Source organism: Bradyrhizobium neotropicale, from assembly GCF_001641695.1.
Classification (GTDB): domain Bacteria; phylum Pseudomonadota; class Alphaproteobacteria; order Rhizobiales; family Xanthobacteraceae; genus Bradyrhizobium; species Bradyrhizobium neotropicale.
This window is the reverse complement of record NZ_LSEF01000098.1, coordinates 80351-96846: the sequence shown is the minus strand read 5'-3', so window position 1 is coordinate 96846 and position 16496 is coordinate 80351. Positions and strand designations below refer to the sequence as shown.

The 16496-nt window shown below is 65.0% G+C and carries 13 protein-coding genes; 9 read left to right on the top strand and 4 right to left on the bottom strand.

The window, feature by feature from the left end; translation table 11 throughout:
* Positions 1–12 precede the first annotated feature (12 nt).
* The 3 genes from AXW67_RS33230 to AXW67_RS33220 all read right to left on the bottom strand — a co-directional run bounded on the left by AXW67_RS33230 (position 13) and on the right by AXW67_RS33220 (position 2453).
* A complete protein-coding gene (locus AXW67_RS33230) occupies positions 13–726 on the bottom strand; it encodes an ABC transporter ATP-binding protein (RefSeq protein WP_063681324.1) in 714 nt (237 codons plus the stop codon).
* Positions 723–1520, bottom strand: coding sequence for an ABC transporter ATP-binding protein (locus AXW67_RS33225; protein ID WP_063681323.1), 798 nt, complete (start codon positions 1518–1520; stop codon positions 723–725). Before AXW67_RS33225 ends, AXW67_RS33230 begins: the two co-directional genes overlap by 4 nt.
* 66 nt (positions 1521–1586) lie before the next feature.
* A complete protein-coding gene (locus AXW67_RS33220; RefSeq protein ID WP_063681322.1) occupies positions 1587–2453 on the bottom strand; it encodes an IclR family transcriptional regulator in 867 nt (288 codons plus the stop codon).
* 130 nt (positions 2454–2583) lie between these two features.
* On the opposite strand from AXW67_RS33220, the gene AXW67_RS33215 reads away from it, so the two are divergent.
* The 8 genes from AXW67_RS33215 (at position 2584) to AXW67_RS33180 (ending at position 13753) form a co-directional block, all read left to right on the top strand.
* Positions 2584–4680, top strand: a complete 2097-nt coding sequence (locus AXW67_RS33215; RefSeq protein WP_063681321.1) for a 3-hydroxyacyl-CoA dehydrogenase NAD-binding domain-containing protein — start codon at positions 2584–2586, stop codon at positions 4678–4680.
* A gap of 166 nt (positions 4681–4846) precedes the next feature.
* Positions 4847–6529 (top strand): dicarboxylate--CoA ligase PimA, encoded by a 1683-nt coding sequence (gene pimA / locus AXW67_RS33210; protein WP_063681338.1) that lies wholly within the window; start codon positions 4847–4849, stop codon positions 6527–6529.
* Positions 6526–7713, top strand: a complete 1188-nt coding sequence (locus AXW67_RS33205) for an acetyl-CoA C-acyltransferase (protein ID WP_063681320.1) — start codon at positions 6526–6528, stop codon at positions 7711–7713. The genes pimA and AXW67_RS33205 overlap by 4 nt, the downstream gene beginning before the upstream one ends.
* Before the next feature lie 63 nt (positions 7714–7776).
* A complete protein-coding gene (pimC, locus tag AXW67_RS33200) occupies positions 7777–8967 on the top strand; it encodes a pimeloyl-CoA dehydrogenase large subunit (RefSeq protein ID WP_063681319.1) in 1191 nt (396 codons plus the stop codon).
* 204 nt (positions 8968–9171) lie between these two features.
* Complete coding sequence (gene pimD / locus AXW67_RS33195; protein ID WP_063681318.1) at positions 9172–10314, top strand: pimeloyl-CoA dehydrogenase small subunit; 1143 nt, start codon at positions 9172–9174, stop codon at positions 10312–10314.
* Positions 10315–10480: 166 nt separating this feature from the next.
* Positions 10481–11254, top strand: a complete 774-nt coding sequence (locus AXW67_RS33190; protein ID WP_063681317.1) for an SDR family NAD(P)-dependent oxidoreductase — start codon at positions 10481–10483, stop codon at positions 11252–11254.
* Between the two features lie 255 nt (positions 11255–11509).
* Complete coding sequence (glpK, locus tag AXW67_RS33185) at positions 11510–13012, top strand: glycerol kinase GlpK (RefSeq protein WP_063681316.1); 1503 nt, start codon at positions 11510–11512, stop codon at positions 13010–13012.
* A 108-nt stretch (positions 13013–13120) separates the two neighbouring features.
* Positions 13121–13753, top strand: coding sequence for a glutathione S-transferase family protein (locus tag AXW67_RS33180; RefSeq protein ID WP_063681315.1), 633 nt, complete (start codon positions 13121–13123; stop codon positions 13751–13753).
* 174 nt (positions 13754–13927) lie between these two features.
* On the opposite strand, the gene pobA is transcribed toward AXW67_RS33180, so the two are convergent.
* Complete coding sequence (gene pobA, locus AXW67_RS33175; RefSeq protein ID WP_063681314.1) at positions 13928–15097, bottom strand: 4-hydroxybenzoate 3-monooxygenase; 1170 nt, start codon at positions 15095–15097, stop codon at positions 13928–13930.
* Positions 15098–15362: 265 nt separating this feature from the next.
* On the opposite strand from pobA, the gene AXW67_RS33170 reads away from it, so the two are divergent.
* Positions 15363–16379 carry a TRAP transporter substrate-binding protein gene (locus tag AXW67_RS33170; protein WP_063681313.1) on the top strand — a complete coding sequence of 339 codons (1017 nt, stop codon included), beginning with the start codon at positions 15363–15365 and terminating at the stop codon, positions 16377–16379.
* The last annotated feature ends 117 nt before the right edge of the window (positions 16380–16496 follow it).

Below are 16496 nucleotides of genomic sequence, written 5' to 3'. Positions count from 1 at the left end.
GTCCCGGCTCCCTCAGTAACCCAGATAGGATTTGCGGATTTCTTCGTTGTTCGCGATGTCCTTGGCATTGCCCGACATCACGATGCGGCCGGTCTCGATCACATAGGCCTGGTCGGCGAGCTCGAGCGCGAGCTGGGCGTTCTGCTCGACCACCAGGATCGACACCTTGTCCTCGCGGTTGATCTTGCCGAGGATGCCGAACAGATCGCGCACCACCAGCGGCGCCAGGCCGAAGGAGGGCTCGTCGAGCAGCATCAGCCGCGGCCGCAGCATCAGCGCGCGCGCGACCGCGAGCATCTGCTGCTCGCCGCCGGAGAGCGTGCCGGCCTGCTGGGTGTGCCGCTGCTTCAGCACCGGGAAATGCGCATACATGCGCTCAATGTCGGAGACGATGCCGGCGCTGTCCTTGCGGGTGATTGCGCCGAGCTGGAGGTTCTCCTCCACCGTCATGTTGGTGAAGGTGCCGCGGCCCTGCGGCACGTGGGCGATGCCGAACCGAACGATGCTCTCGGTGGAGCGGTTGCTGAGCGGCTTGCCGTCGAACTCGATGCCGCCGGTGGAACGCACCATGTTGCAGATCGCGCGCAGCGTCGTGGTCTTGCCGGCGCCGTTGGCACCCAGCAGCGTCGTCAGCGATCCCTCGTTGAGCGAGAAGGACAGGCCGTGGAGCGCCTGGACCTGACCGTAATAGGCGCGCAGGTCACTGACGTTGAGCAGTTGCGTCATTGGTCCTTGCTCCCGAGATAGGCCTTGATGACGTCGGGATCCGCCTGCACCTGGGCGGGCGTGCCTTCCGCGAGCTTCTTGCCGAAGTTCAATGCGACGACGTGGTCGGCGATCGACATCACGAGGCCCATGTGATGCTCGACCAGCAGCACGGTCATGTGGCGGTCGTCGCGGATGCGGCGGATGAGGTCGCCGAGCACATAGACCTCCTCGTGGTTGAGGCCGCCGGCCGGCTCGTCGAGCAGCAGGATCTTCGGATCGGCCGCCAGCGCCCGCGCCAGTTCGACGCGCTTCTGCGTGCCGAACGGCAGGCCCGAGACCGTGGTGTGGGCAACCTCCTCGAGGTCGAGATAGGCGAGGATCTCGTGCACCTTCTTGTTGATGCTGGCCTCGCTGCGCCGGACCCACGCCAGACGCAGCGAATCGCTGATGATGTCGCCGGAGGTCTTCGAATGGGCGCCGACACGAACGTTGTCCATCACCGAGAGATTCGGAAACAGCGCCACGTTCTGGAAGGTGCGGCCGATGCCGATCTCGGCGATCCGGTGCGGCGGCCGCGACAGGATGCTGACGCCCTCCATCAGGATGTCGCCCGACGAGGGCTGGTAGAGCCGGGAAAGGCAGTTGAACAGCGTGGTCTTGCCGGCACCGTTGGGGCCGATCAGGCCGAGGATGGCGCCCTTGTGCATGTCGAAGGACACGCCGTTGAGCGCGACGATGCCGCCGAACACGACGCTGACGTCGCGAACCGCGAGCAGAGGCGACGTCCCCTGCGCGAGCTGTGCCTGCGTCATCTCGTCTCGCCCACACCGTTCAGCGGGCGGAGGGACGATGCGAGCCGTCCCGGGCAATGACAAAGGCTATCTGATCCCCTCGGCCACACGCGCAACTTTTCCTCCTGATTTCAGCTTTTTGCTGTCGTCTTTTTTTGAATGCGGCACCAGCCCCCCCAGCGCCGCTTCGATGTTCCTTACCATCGCGACGAGACGCGGTCCAATGTCGTTGATCAAGCGCTCTTCCGTGAAGCGGAATGCAGGCGCGCCACAGTTGAAAGCGTAGGGACCGGTTCCGTCGTTCAGCTTGAGCGCGACGCCAGCGGCACCGATGTCGTCGTGCCAGTCGCCGACTGAAATCGCAAAACCATACTTCGCGACGGTTTCACCGGAACGCTCCAGTCCGTCGCGCATCTTGGGCCAGCGGCTGCCGTAATGTTCGCGAAGAATACGCGATAGGTCTGCGCGATCATCTTCGTCCAGCGCCCAGAAATAGGCGCGGCCCATCGCGCTGGTTGCAATCGGCACGCGAGAGCCGACGTCAAGTTGAACGCCCACCGTCTCGCTGCCGCGACTCTGCCCAAAATAGATCATGCTATGACGATCGCGGCCGCCGACCGCGACCGCGCCGCCGGTCGCGCGCATCACTTCTTCGCGGAACGGCTCGGACAAATGCCGAACACCGAGATTGGCGAGCGCCGCGTAACCGAGTGCCATCGCCGCGGGGGCGAGCTGATACTTCTCGAAACGGGGAACCGGCGTAAGATAACCGAGCTTCGTCAACGTGTAGGTCAGCCGTGACACCGTCGGCTTCGGCAGGTTCGTGCGCGCCGCGATTTCCTGATTGCCGAGAAGTCCGTCGCTGGGTTGGAATGCGCGCAATACATCTAGTCCGCGGGAAAGCGCGACGACGAAATTCCGATCGGTCGCAGTCTTCTTTCCTGTACGCTTCATCCCTGATCTGCTTCTTGCGCGGAGTCGTTGACAACGTCCGTGCTTCAAAATAACCCTGCCGTCAAGATGCGGAATTAAATTCCGCACCGCGAAATCGAACAAAAGTAAATCCCCACCAAGGAGGGAAGCCGTGAGCGAAGTGGTCAAGCTTGAGCGTCATGACGAAATCGGGATCGTCACGGTTGATAGCCCTCCGGTCAATGCGCTGAGTGCCGCAGTCCGCGGCGGTATCCTAGACTGCATCAAGGCCGCGGTAGCCGATCCCGCGATCAAGGGCATCGTTCTGACCTGCGCCGGACGCACCTTCATCGCCGGCGCCGACATCACCGAATTCGGCAAGCCGCCGAAGGCTCCTGCCCTCAACGACGTCCTCTCGGAGATCGAGAATTCGCCGAAGCCGGTCGTCGCCGCGATCCACGGCACCGCACTCGGCGGCGGCCTCGAGGTTGCGCTTGCCTGTCATTTCCGCGTCGCCGTGAAAGAGGCCAAGCTCGGCCTGCCCGAGGTGAAGCTCGGTCTTTTGCCCGGCGCCGGCGGCACCCAGCGCCTGCCGCGCGCAGTGGGACCGGAGCTCGCGGTCAAGATGATCGTCGGCGGCGATCCGATCGGCGCGACGGAGGCGCTGAAGAACGGCCTGATCGAGGAAATCGTCGAAGGCCCCGCCTCCGGCGGCGAAGCTTTTGTTCGCAAGCTGCTCGCCGAGAAGCGCCCGTTGCGGCGCCTGCGCGACGACGACTCCAAGATCGCCGCCGCCAAGGCCGATCGCTCGATCTTCACCAATGCGGTCGCCGCCATGACCAAGAAGGCGCGCGGGCTGGAAGCGCCGTTCGCCGCGGCCGACGCCGTCGGCTATGCCATCGACCTGCCGTTCGACGAGGGCCTGAAGAAGGAGCGCGAAGGCTTCCTCAAGCTCGTCGCCAGCGACCAGTCCAAGGCGCAGCGTTACGCGTTCTTCGCCGAGCGCGAGGCCAACAAGATCGCGGGTGTTCCTGAAGGCACCAAGTCGCGGCCGGTCAACCGTGTTGCCATTCTCGGCGCCGGCACCATGGGCGGCGGCATCGCGATGTCCTTTGCCAATGCCGGCATTCCCGTCACGCTGATCGAGACCGGCGAGGAACAGCTCAAGCGCGGCATGGGCATCATGCAGAAGAACTGGGAAGCGACCGCGGCACGCGGCGGCATCCCGGCGGACGCGCCTGCCAAGCGCATGGCACTGATCAACGGCGTCGTCGGCATCGAGAATGTCGGCGATGCAGACCTCGTCATCGAGGCGGTGTTCGAGACCATGGCGGTGAAGAAGGAAGTGTTCGGCAAGCTCGACCAGTTCGTCAAGCCGGGCGCGGTGCTCGCCTCCAACACCTCGTATCTGAACATCGACGAGATCGCGAAGTCGACCAAGCGACCGCAGGACGTGCTCGGCATGCACTTCTTCTCGCCGGCCAACGTCATGAAGCTGTGCGAGATCGTGCGCGCCGACAAGACCGCGCCGGATGCGCTGGTCACCGCCGTCTCGATCGCGCGCAAGATCGCCAAGGTGCCGGCGGTGGTCGGCGTCTGCGACGGTTTTGTCGGCAACCGCATGCTGGCCCAGCGCAGCAAGCAGTCGGAGAAGCTGCTGTTCGAAGGCGCCCTGCCGCAGCAAGTCGACGCCGTGGTGACAAAATTCGGCATGCCGATGGGGCCATTCGCGATGGGCGACCTCGCCGGCCTCGACATCGGCTGGCGCTCGCGCAAGGACCGCGGCATCAAGTCGGAGATCGCGGACGCGCTGTGCGAAGCCGGCCGCTTCGGCCAGAAGACCGGCAAGGGCTACTACAAGTATGAGGCGGGCTCGCGCTCGCCGCTGCCCGATCCGGAGGTCGAGAAGCTGATCGACGAGACGCTGCTTCGTCTCGGCCGCAAGAAGCGCGTCGTCAGCGACGAGGAGATCCTCGAGCGCATGATGTATCCGATGGTCAACGAAGGCGCGAAGATCCTGGAAGAAGGCATCGCGGCGCGCCCCTCCGACATCGACGTGGTCTGGCTCTATGGCTACGGCTGGCCGATCTACCGCGGCGGCCCGATGTTCTGGGCCGACACGGTCGGCCTCAAGCACATCGCCGATCGCCTCGCCTTCTACGCCAAGGAGACCAACGACCCCAGCCTCGAGCCCGCGCCGCTGCTGAAGAAGCTCGCGGCGGAGGGCAAGACCTTCGCCTCGCTGGCGGCGGCGTCGAAAGCGGCGTGATGGCGGCTGCCTGTCCGCGTGTCATTCCGCGTTGCGCAGTTGCGCAACGTGGATGGCCCGAAGGGCCAGACCCGGAATCCATTTCGCCTTTGCTCGCGCGGCCTGATGGATTCCGGGCTCGCGACTTCGTCGCGCCCCGGAATGACGACTGATTGTGGTGCAGAAGATGACCCATCCCGGCGAACGGTTTTATCCCGAGGGCGTGCGTTGGGGCGACACCATCGTCCAGGGCACGCTCCCTGACCTGTTGTCGAAAGCCGCCGCCGATTACGGCACGCGCGCTGCGCTGGAATTTCGCGAACGTCCGATCAGCTACGCCGAGCTCGCCGCGATGGCCGAGCGCGCGGCTGCGGCGTTCCTGCGCGCCGGCTGCGGCGAAGGCTCGTCGGTTGCGCTGTTCCTCGGCAATACCCCCGATCACCCCGTCAATTTCTTCGGCGCGCTGAAGGCCGGCGCCCGTGTCGCGCATCTCTCCCCGCTCGACGGCGAGATCGCGCTGACACACAAGGTCGCCGACTCCGGTTCGCGGGTGCTCGTCACTTCGAACCTCGCCGCGCTGCTGCCGACCGCGCTGAAATTCCTCGACAAGGGCCTGATCGACCGCCTCGTCGTGTGCGAGGACGACAATTGGGGCAAGGTCGGTACACCGCAGGCGGCGATCCCGAGCGATCCCCGCATCGTCACCTTCAAGGCTTTCACCGACGGCTCCGCCGCGCCGGCAGAGTGGCCGGCCGTGACCGCCGACGATGTCGCGCTCCTGCAATATACCGGCGGCACCACCGGTCTGCCCAAGGGCGCGATGCTCACGCACGGCAATCTCACCTCCGCCGTGTCGATCTACGACGTCTGGGGCAAGCCGGCACGCGCAGCGCGCGGCGACGTCATCGAGCGCGTGATCTGCGTGCTGCCGCTGTTCCACATCTACGCACTCACGGTGGTGCTGCTCTCCTCGCTCCGCCGCGGCAATCTGATCTCGCTCCATCAGCGCTTCGACGTCGAGGCCGTGATGCGCGACATCGAGGTCAAGCGCGCGACCTATTTTCCGGGCGTGCCGACGATGTGGATCGCGATCGCTGCGCTGCCCGATCTCGCCAAGCGCGATTTCTCCTCGCTCAATGCGATCGGCTCCGGCGGCGCACCGCTGCCGGTCGAGGTGGCGAAATTCTTCGAGAGCAAGGTCGGCAAGAGGCTCCGGAGCGGCTGGGGCATGACCGAGACCTGCTCGCCCGGCACCGGCCATCCGCCGAAAGGTCCGGACAAACCGGGCTCGATCGGCCTGATGTTGCCCGGCATCGAGCTCGACGTCGTCGCGCTCGACGATCCGACCAAGGTGCTGCCGCCAGGCGAAGTCGGCGAGATCCGCATCAAGGGCCCGAACGTCACCAGGGGCTACTGGAACAAGCCGAAGGAATCGGCGGAGTCCTTTGCCGACGGCCGCTTCCTCACTGGCGACATCGGCTACACGGACGCGGACGGCTATTTCTTCCTGGTCGACCGCAAGAAGGACATGATCATCTCCGGCGGCTTCAACGTCTATCCGCAGATGATCGAGCAGGCGATCTACACCATTCCGGGCGTGCACGAGGTCATCGTGCTGGGCATTCCCGACCAGTATCGCGGCGAGGCCGCGAAGGCCTTCATCAAGCTGAGGCCGGACGCAAAGCCGTTCTCGCTCGACGAATTGCGTGCGCAGCTCACAGGCAAGGTCGGCAAGCACGAATTGCCGGCCGCGGTCGAGTTCGTCGACGACCTGCCGCGCACGCCCGTCGGAAAGCTGTCGCGCCACGAATTGCGCCAGCAGCAGAAACCGTCACAATCCACCCAACTCGCATCAGGAGGTCGCTCTTGACCGACGCCGTCATCGTTTCCACCGCCCGCACCCCGATCGGCAAGGCCTATCGCGGCGCGCTCAATGCCACCGAGGGCGCAACGCTGCTCGGCCACGCCATCGGCGAGGCCGTCGCACGCGCAAAGATCGATCCGAAGGAGGTCGAGGACGTCGTGATGGGCGCCGCCCTCCAGCAGGGTGCGACCGGCGGCAACATCGCGCGCAAGGCGCTGCTGCGCGCTGGCCTGCCCGTCACCGTGGCCGGCACCACCATCGACCGGCAATGCGCCTCGGGGCTGCAGGCGATTGCGCTCGCCGCGCGCTCGGTGATCTTCGACGGCGTCGAGATCGCGGTCGGCGGCGGCGGCGAGTCGATCAGCCTCGTGCAGAACGACAAGATGAACGGCTTCCACGCCCAGGATCCGGCGCTGCTCAAGATCAAGGGCGAGGTCTACATGCCCATGATCGATACGGCGGAAGTGGTCGCCAAACGCTACGGCATCTCGCGCGAGAAGCAGGACGAATATTCGCTGGAGAGCCAGCGCCGCACCGCGGCCGCGCAGCAGGGCGGCAAGTTCAAGGACGAGATCGCGCCGATCACGACCAGGATGGCCGTGACCGACAAGGCCACCGGCGAAGTCTCCTTCAAGGACGTCACGCTGTCGCAGGACGAAGGCCCGCGTCCCGAGACCACGGCTGAAGGCCTCGCCGGCCTCAAGCCGGTGCGCGGCGAAGGTTTCACCATCACCGCCGGCAACGCCAGCCAGCTCTCCGATGGCGCCAGCGCATCCGTGATCATGAGCGACAAGGAAGCCGCCAAACGGGGGCTCAAGCCGCTCGGCATCTTCCGCGGCTTCGTCTCCGCCGGCTGCGAGCCGGACGAGATGGGCATCGGCCCCGTCTTCGCCGTGCCGCGGCTGCTCAAGCGCCACGGGCTGACGGTCGACGACATCGGTCTCTGGGAATTGAACGAGGCCTTCGCGGTGCAGGTGCTCTACTGCCGCGACAAGCTCGGCATCGATCCCGACAAGATCAACGTCGATGGCGGCGCGATCGCGGTCGGCCATCCCTACGGCATGTCGGGCGCGCGCCTCACCGGCCACGCCCTGATCGAAGGCCGCCGCCGCAAGGCGAAGTATGCAGTCGTCACCATGTGCGTCGGCGGCGGCATGGGCGCGGCGGGATTGTTTGAGGTGCTGCAGTAGTTCACCGTCGTCCTGGCGACAGCCAGGATGACGCAGAGAAAAGAAGCTGGACAGGAGGATCCGATGGATCTCGCATTCACGAAGGAAGAGCAGGCGTTTCGCGAGGAGGTGCGGCAGTTCTTCCGCGACAACGTTCCGCCGGACACCCGGCGCAAGCTGGTCGAGGGCCGCCATCTGTCGAAGGACGAGATGGTGACCTGGTGGCGCATCCTCAACAAGAAGGGCTGGGGCGTCAGCCACTGGCCGAAGCAGTATGGCGGCACGGGCTGGACATCCGTTCAGCACTACATCTTCAACGAGGAGCTGCAGTCCTACCCGGCGCCGCAGCCGCTCGCCTTCGGCGTCAGCATGGTCGGCCCGGTCATCTACACCTTCGGCAACGAGGAGCAGAAGAAGCAGTACCTGCCGCGCATTGCCAATGTCGACGATTGGTGGTGCCAGGGCTTCTCGGAGCCCGGTTCGGGCTCGGACCTCGCCTCGCTCAAGACCAAGGCTGAGCGCAAGGGCGACAGGTGGATCATCAACGGCCAGAAGACCTGGACCACGCTCGCCCAACATGCCGACATGATCTTCTGCCTCTGCCGTACTGATGCCAGCGCCAAGAAGCAGATGGGCATCTCCTTCATCGTCTTCAGCATGAAGTCGAAGGGTGTCACGGTGCGCCCGATTCAGACCATCGACGGCGGCGTCGAGGTCAACGAAGTCTTCTTCGACGACGTCGAGGTGCCCTATGAGAACCTGATCGGCGAGGAGAACAAGGGCTGGGACTACGCAAAGTTCCTGCTCGGCAATGAGCGCACCGGCATCGCCCGCGTCGGCGTCTCCAAGGAGCGGCTGCGCCGCATCCGCGATCTCGCCGGCAAGGTCGAATCCGGCGGCAAGCCCATCATCCAGGACGCCGCCTTCCGCGAGAAGCTGGCCGCCTGTGAGATCGAGCTGAAGGCGCTCGAGCTCACCCAGCTCCGCGTCGTCGCGGATGAGGGCAAGCACGGCAAGGGCAAGCCCAATCCGGCTTCGTCCGTGCTGAAGATCAAGGGCTCCGAAATCCAGCAGACCACGACCGAGCTGCTCATGGAAGTGATCGGCCCGTTCGCCGCGCCCTACGACATCCACGGCGACGACGGCTCGAACGAAGCCATGGACTGGACCGCCCAGATCGCGCCGAGCTACTTCAACAACCGCAAGGTCTCGATCTACGGCGGCTCCAACGAGATTCAGCGCAACATCATCGCCAAGGCGGTGCTGGGGCTTTGATCTTCTCCCTCTCCGCCGAGGCGGGGAGAGGGCAATTTCCATCGTCATTCCGGGGCGCGACGAAGTCGCGAGCCCGGAATCCATCGGGCCGCACGTTCTAAGGCGAAATGGATTCCGGGCCTGGCCCTTCGGGCCATCCCCATTGCGCACTTGCGCAACGTGGAATGACGAAATCAGATGATCCGGGTACGAGGAACCAAAGAAATGGATTTTGATCTGTCCGAGGAGCAGCGGCTTCTCAAGGAAAGCATCGACGGCCTGCTGACCGATTCCTACGATTTCGAGCAGCGCAAGAAGTACATGAAGGAGAAGGGCGGCTGGAGCAAAGCCGTGTGGGACAAGCTCGCCGAGCAGGGTCTGCTCGGCCTGCCCTTCGCAGAAGCCGATGGCGGCTTCGGCGGCGGCCGCGTCGAGACCATGATCGTGATGGAGGCGCTGGGCAAGGCGCTGGTGCTAGAGCCCTATCTCGCAACGGTCGTGATCGGCGGCGGCTTCCTGCGTCACGCCGGCAACGACGCGCAGAAGGCCGCGCATTTGCCGGGCATCATCGACGGCAGCAAGACGCTCGCCTTTGCCCAGCTCGAGAAGAACTCGCGCTACGATCTCTTCGACGTCACCACGACCGCGAAGAAGAAAGGCGACGGCTGGGTCATCGACGGCGAAAAGTTCGTCGTGCTCAACGGCGAGAACGCCGACACGCTGATCGTGACCGCGCGCACCAAGGGCGACCGCCGCGACAAGACCGGCATCGGTGTCTTCCTGGTCCCCGCCGACGCCAAGGGCGTCAGCAAAAAGGGCTATCCCACCCAGGACGGCCTGCACGCGGCCGACATCACCTTCACCGGCGTCGAGGTCGGCAGCGACGCTGCGATCGGCAATCCCGAGGATGGCCTGGCGCTGATCGAGCGCGTGGTCGATGAAGCCCGCGTCGCGCTCTGCGCCGAAGCGGTCGGCCTGATGGACGAATCGCTCAAGACCACCGTCGAGTACATCAAGACGCGCAAGCAGTTCGGTGTGGCGATCGGCTCGTTCCAGTCGCTGCAGCACCGCGCCTCTGACATGTTCGTCGCCGCCGAGCAGGCCCGCTCGATGTCGATGTTCGCGACCATGGCGAACGATTTCGAGGACGCCAAGGAGCGCTCGAATGCGATCGCCGCGGCCAAGGTGCAGATCGGCAAGTCGCTGAAATTCGTCGGCCAGCAGTCGATCCAGCTCCACGGCGGCATCGGCATGACCATGGAGGCGAAGATCGGCCACTACTTCAAGCGCTTGACCATGATCGAGAACACGTTTGGCGACACCGAGTATCACCAGCGCCGCGTTGCCGATGCGGGCGGGCTGATCTGATCCACGACTGTCATCCCGGGGCATCGCGAAGCGATGAGCCCGGGATCTCGCCACGTCGTCATTGCGAGCGCAGCGAAGCAATCCAGAATCTTTCCGCGGAGACGGTCTGGATTGCTTCGCTGCGCTCGCAATGACGGAGCAAATGGAATCAACGGAGCCAACAACAATGAAAAACACCCCGTTCGATCTCACCGGCAAGGTCGCAATCGTCACCGGCTCGAGCCGCGGCATCGGCCGCTCCTCCGCCGAGCTGCTGGCAAAGCTCGGCGCCAAGGTCGTGATCTCCTCGCGGAAAGCTGATGCCTGCAAGGAAGTCGCAGACGGCATCATCGCCGCCGGTGGCGATGCCATCGTCATCCCCTGCAACATCGCCCGCAAGGACGAGGTCGAGGCGCTGATCTCGGGCACCATCAAGCATTACGGCAAGATCGACATCCTCGTCTGCAATGCGGCAGTGAACCCGTATTACGGCCCACTGCTCGACATCACCGACGAGGCCTTCGACAAGATCATGGGAAGCAACGTCAAGAGCAACATCTGGCTCTCGGCGCTGGCAATCCCGCAGATGGCGGAGCGTGGGAACGGCTCGGTCGTCATCATCTCCTCGATCGGAGGCCTGCGCGGCTCGACCGTGATCGGCGCCTACGGCATCTCCAAGGCCGCCGACTTCGCGCTGTGCCGCTCGCTCGCCGGCGAGTGGGGCCCCAAGGGCGTGCGGGTCAACTGCATCGCGCCGGGCCTCGTCAAAACCGATTTCGCCCGCGCGCTCTGGGAAGACGAAGCCCTCCTCAGGCGCCGCACCGCCACCACGCCGCTCCGACGCATCGGCGAACCCGACGAGATCGCCGGCGCGGTCGCCTATCTCGCCTCCGACGCGTCGAGCTTCATGACCGGACAGACCATCGTCATCGACGGCGGCGTCACCACGGCGGCGGTGTAGTTTTTCGCTCCGACCTCTCCACACGTCGTCCCGGACAAGCGAGCGTTGGCGAGCGCTGATCCGGGACCCATAGCCACAGGGCGTGGTTTGGCGAAGACTCTTGGTTGCCGGCTCGCGCAACGACTTTGCCCTGGGGTTATGGGTCCCGGCCTTCGCCGGGACGACGTCGTGGAGGGATATTGACCTTCCCGCCCTAATCCGCTCCCTTTGGCGCGACACAATGATCCGTCCTACGGAAACGCCAAGGTAGCTTCCATGTCTTTCGTCCTCGCCATCGACCAGGGCACCACCTCCTCGCGCGCGATCGTGTTTCGCGGCGACATTTCCATTGCGGCGAAGGCGCAGCAGGAGTTTCCGCAGCATTTTCCGGCCTCGGGCTGGGTGGAGCATGAGCCGGAGGACATCTGGACCTCGACCGTGAAGGTCTGCTGCGAGGCGATCGACAAGGCGGGGATCGCGGCAAAGGACATCGCCGCGATCGGCATCACCAACCAGCGCGAGACCACGGTGGTGTGGGACCGCGCCACGGGACAAGCCGTGCACCGCGCCATCGTCTGGCAGGACCGCCGCACCGCGGATGTCTGCGCGAAACTGAAGCACGACGGCCGCGAGCCGACGATCTCGCAGAAGACCGGCCTCATCATCGATCCCTATTTCTCGGGAACGAAGGTCGCCTGGATCCTCGACCACGTTCCCGGCGCGCGAGCGCGCGCCGCGCGCGGCGAGCTGATGTTCGGCACCATCGATTGCTATCTGCTCTGGCGGCTGACCGGGGGCAAGGTGCATGCAACGGATGCCACCAACGCCTCCCGCACGCTGCTCTTCAACATCCATACCGGCCAGTGGGACGACGAGCTCCTGGAGATCATCGGTGTGCCGCGCTCGATGCTCCCGGAGGTGAAGGACTCTTCCGCCCGCTTCGGCGAGTGCACGCCGGACCTGTTCGGCGGCGCGATCGCGATTGCCGGCATCGCCGGTGACCAGCAGGCCGCGACCATCGGGCAGGCCTGCTTCCGCCCGGGCATGATGAAGTCGACCTACGGCACCGGCTGCTTCGCCCTGCTCAACACCGGCACCACGCCGGTGGTCTCCAGCAACAAGCTGCTCACCACCATCGCCTATCAGCTCGATGGCAAACGCACCTACGCGCTCGAAGGCTCGATCTTCGTCGCGGGATCAGCGGTGCAATGGTTGCGTGACGGCCTCGGCATCATCAAGCACGCGGCCGAGACCGGACCGCTCGCAGACCAGTCCGATTCCATGCAGAGCGTCTATCTCGTGCCGGCCTTCGTCGGCATGGGCGCGCCCTACTGGAATCCGCGCGTGCGCGGTGCGCTGTTCGGCCTCACCCGCAACACCGGCCCTGCCGAGCTCGCGCATGCCGCGCTGGAGAGCGTCTGCTACCAGACCTTCGACCTCTGGGCCGCGATGCGCGCCGACTGGCCGAGTTCGGAGACCGCAAGCGTCGTGCTGCGCGTCGACGGCGGCATGACCGCCTCCGACTGGACCATGCAGCGCCTCGCCGACCTCCTCGACGCGCCCGTCGACCGCCCCGTGATCCAGGAGACCACGGCGCTGGGCGCTGCCTATCTCGCCGGCCTCGCCGCCGGCGTCTATCCCGAGCCGACAAAGTTCGCCGACAACTGGCGCCTGGAGCACCGCTTCAAGCCGAACATGAGCCAGGCCACGCGGGAGCGGAAGCTGGCGGGCTGGGCGCGCGCGGTGAAGGGCGTGCTGGCGAGCGACGAGGGGGAATAAGAAAAGGATGATCGTCCCGGACGGCTATTCCGATGTGCCCAACGGGAAGATCACTGCCGTCGTCACGCATCTGAAAATGACGGGCAGGTTCATCGACGAGAGGTTAGCATGCTCCTGATCGGCCAATACGACTCCCCCTTCGTCCGCCGCGTTGCGATTGCGCTGAGGCTTTATGGGCTCGTCTTCGAGCACAGGCCGTGGTCGACGTTCGGCGATGCCGACAAGATTGCGCCCTATAATCCCTTGCGCCGCGTGCCGACGCTGGTGCTCGACGACGGCGAGGCGCTGATCGAGAGCACGATCATCCTCGATTATCTCGACGAGCTCGTGGGAAGCGAGAAGGCAATGCTGCCGCGCGCGGGCGCGGAGCGCCGGCGGCACCAGCGCATCTGCGCGCTGGCCACGGGCCTCGGCGACAAGGCGGTGAGCCTGCTCTACGAGCGCGTGCTGCGGAAGGATCAGCAGCTTGCGCTGTGGGTCGATCGCTGCACGACGCAGATCGCCGATGTCCTCGTTGCGCTGGAGGCCGAGCGCGCGAAAGTGACGACGCCCTACTGGCTTGGGAATCGCATCGGGCATGCCGACGTCGCGGTGGCCTGTGTGGTCCGCTTCACCCGCGAAGCCCATCCATCGCTCTTCGAGGCGACGCGCTATCCGGCCCTTGCCGCGCATGCGGACGCTTGCGAGGCGCTGGCGCCGTTCAAGGAGATCGTGCAGCCGCTCGCCCCGCCGAAGGGGTGAGGGGGAGCTTGCCCGCTCTCGTGCCCCGGACGCAGCGCAGCGCTACTTCAGCGGTGCGCTGCAGAGCCGGGGGCCCATATTTCAGAGAACGATCGTGCAGCGTGGGTCCCGGCTCTGCGCCGCAACGCGAAGAGCGTTGCAGCGCGTCCGGGACACGAGAGGGTCAGTGCCAGCTCAAAACGGCAATCCCACATAATTCTCCGACAGCGATGTCATCGCGGCCTTGGACTGCGTGACATAGTCGAGCTCGGCGAGCTGGATGCGTGCGCCGATCGAGCCGGTGTCGGGGAATTTGTGCAGCATCGAGGTCATCCACCAGGAGAAGCGCACGGCCTTCCAGACCCGCGACAGGGCCGTGGTCGAATAGGCGTCGATCCCGACGCTGGATTTCTCGTCGTAGAATTCGCGCAAGGCGGTCGCGAGATAATGTGCGTCGGACGCGGCGAGGTTCAGCCCCTTGGCACCGGTCGGCGGCACGATGTGGGCGGCGTCGCCGCACAAAAACATCTTGCCGAAGCGCATCGGCTCGGCGACGAAGCTGCGCAGCGGCGCGATGCTCTTCTCGATCGACGGTCCGGTGACGAGACTGTCGGCCGCCTCCTGGTCGAGCCGGCGCTTGAGCTCGTCCCAGAAGCGGTCGTCCGGCCACTCGTCGATGTGGTCGTCAAGCGCACACTGCACATAATAGCGACTGCGTTTGGTCGAGCGCATGGTGCAGAGCGCAAAGCCGCGGGCGTGATTGGAATAGATCAGCTCGTGGCTGACCGGCGGCGTCTCGGACAGGATGCCGAGCCATCCGAACGGATAGACCCGCTCGAACTCCTCGATCGCGGAGGACGGAACGCTGGCGCGGCTGATGCCGTGAAAACCGTCGCAGCCGGCGATGAAGTCGCAGGTGATCTCGTGGGCGGCGCCGTCCTTGACGTAAGTTACGCGCGGGTGACTGCCGTCGAAATCATGCGGCTGGACATCCTTGGCCTCGTAGACCGTGGTGAGGCCGGCCGCATGGCGCGCATTCATCAGGTCGAGCGTGACCTCGGTCTGGCCGTAGATCATGACCGTCTTGCCGGTCGCAGCCTTCATGTCGATGCGGTGGCGACGGCCCGAGAAGGCGAGCTCGATGCCCTCATGGATGAGGCCCTCCGCATGCGCCCGTGCGCTGGCTCCGACCTCATCGAGCAGCGCGACGGTGCCCTCCTCCAGGAGGCCGGCACGGATACGCCCGAGCACATAGTCGGCGCTCTGCCGCTCCAGGATGACGTTGTCGATGCCGTAGCTGTGCAGAAGTTGCCCGAGCAACAATCCGGCCGGCCCAGCCCCGATGATTGCGACTTTTGTCCGCAATACTTGCTCCTTCCGAACCTGTAGGGTGCGCGCGGCTCGCTTGTCGCGTTGTCCCGCGCAAGATAATTATCTCACATAACGGTTGGGCAAAAGCAAAAGGGGAGTGCTCGTCGCCGCAGCGCGACAAATCCATGCAACAAGGCTGACGTAGATCGACACAGGCGATGCGTCGCCAGTTCCGGCTTGAACAAGCCAGCCAATTATATAACATGTTAACTAACGAGGCCGCCGCTGAAGCTACGGTCAAGAGAGGGAGAGAATACCGATGAGGAAAGCCTGTCTGGCACTGCTGCTGGCAGCGAGCGTGACGCCTGCGTTCGCGCAGGACAAGACCTTCGATCTGAAGATCTCGCACTGGGTCCCGGCCTCGCATCCGCTGCAGAAATCGCTGGAAGACTGGGCAGCCGCGGTCGAGAGGGACTCCGGCGGCACCATCAAGGGCAAGGTGTTCCCGGCGCAGCAGCTCGGCAAGGCGTTCGACCATTACGACATGGCGCGCGATGGCATTGCCGACGTCACCTATGTCAATCCCGGCTACCAGCCCGGCCGCTTCCCGATCATCGGCGCCGGCGAGCTGCCGTTCCTGGTCTCGGATGCCAAGGGCGGCTCGATGGGGCTCGACGCATGGTACCGGAAATATGCCGAGAAGGAGATGAAGGACGTCAAATACTGCCTCGCCTTCGTTCACTCGCCCTCCTCCTTCCACTCCCGCACCAAGAAGATCGTGGTGCCTGAGGACGTGAAGGGCCTGAAGATCCGCCCGGCGCACGCCACCATGGCGAATTTCGTCACCTCGCTCGGCGGCACCAATGTGCAGTCGTCCGCGCCCGAGGTGCGCGACATCATCGAGCGCGGCGTCGCCGACGGCGTCACCTTCCCCTGGGGCTCGCTGGTGCTGTTCGGCATCGACAAGGTGACGAAGTACCACATGGACGCGCCGCTCTACGTCACGACCTTCGTGTTCGTGATGAACAAGGACAAGTACAACGCGATGTCCGACAAGCAGAAGGCCGCGATCGACAAGAACTGCACCACCGAGATGGCCGGCGTGGTCGGCGAGCACTGGGGCAAGTTCGAGGACGCCGGCATCGACAAGGTGAAGGCGGAAGAAGGCCACGAGGTCTACAAGCTGAACCCGGAGCAGACCGCGTCCTGGAAGAAGGCCGCCGAGCCACTGGTCAAGACCTGGGGCGACGGCGTGAAGAAGACCGGCGCCGATCCGGACGCGGCGCTCGCCGACCTCAAGGCGTCGCTGAAGAAGCACAACGCGCTGGCGGAGTAACGCTGCGAGGACAGGCAAACGGCGGCGGGAAGCATCTCGCCGTCGTTGTCCTGAGAGTGCATTGCAGAGACGTTAAGAGCGCACGGCGCTTCCTCTCCCTCTCCCCGCCTGCGGGGA

Excerpts from the sequence above, each read along its gene's own strand:
- AXW67_RS33225 (WP_063681323.1), bottom strand. The coding sequence starts at position 1,520 with ATGACGCAGGCACAGCTCGCGCAGGGGACGTCGCCTCTGCTCGCGGTT.
- AXW67_RS33230 (WP_063681324.1), bottom strand. The coding sequence starts at position 726 with ATGACGCAACTGCTCAACGTCAGTGACCTGCGCGCCTATTACGGTCAG.
- AXW67_RS33180 (WP_063681315.1), top strand. The coding sequence starts at position 13,121 with ATGCTCCTGATCGGCCAATACGACTCCCCCTTCGTCCGCCGCGTTGCG.
- AXW67_RS33190 (WP_063681317.1), top strand. The coding sequence starts at position 10,481 with ATGAAAAACACCCCGTTCGATCTCACCGGCAAGGTCGCAATCGTCACC.
- pimD (WP_063681318.1), top strand. The coding sequence starts at position 9,172 with ATGGATTTTGATCTGTCCGAGGAGCAGCGGCTTCTCAAGGAAAGCATC.
- AXW67_RS33170 (WP_063681313.1), top strand. The coding sequence starts at position 15,363 with ATGAGGAAAGCCTGTCTGGCACTGCTGCTGGCAGCGAGCGTGACGCCT.
- pimC (WP_063681319.1), top strand. The coding sequence starts at position 7,777 with ATGGATCTCGCATTCACGAAGGAAGAGCAGGCGTTTCGCGAGGAGGTG.
- AXW67_RS33220 (WP_063681322.1), bottom strand. The coding sequence starts at position 2,453 with ATGAAGCGTACAGGAAAGAAGACTGCGACCGATCGGAATTTCGTCGTC.
- glpK (WP_063681316.1), top strand. The coding sequence starts at position 11,510 with ATGTCTTTCGTCCTCGCCATCGACCAGGGCACCACCTCCTCGCGCGCG.
- pimA (WP_063681338.1), top strand. The coding sequence starts at position 4,847 with ATGACCCATCCCGGCGAACGGTTTTATCCCGAGGGCGTGCGTTGGGGC.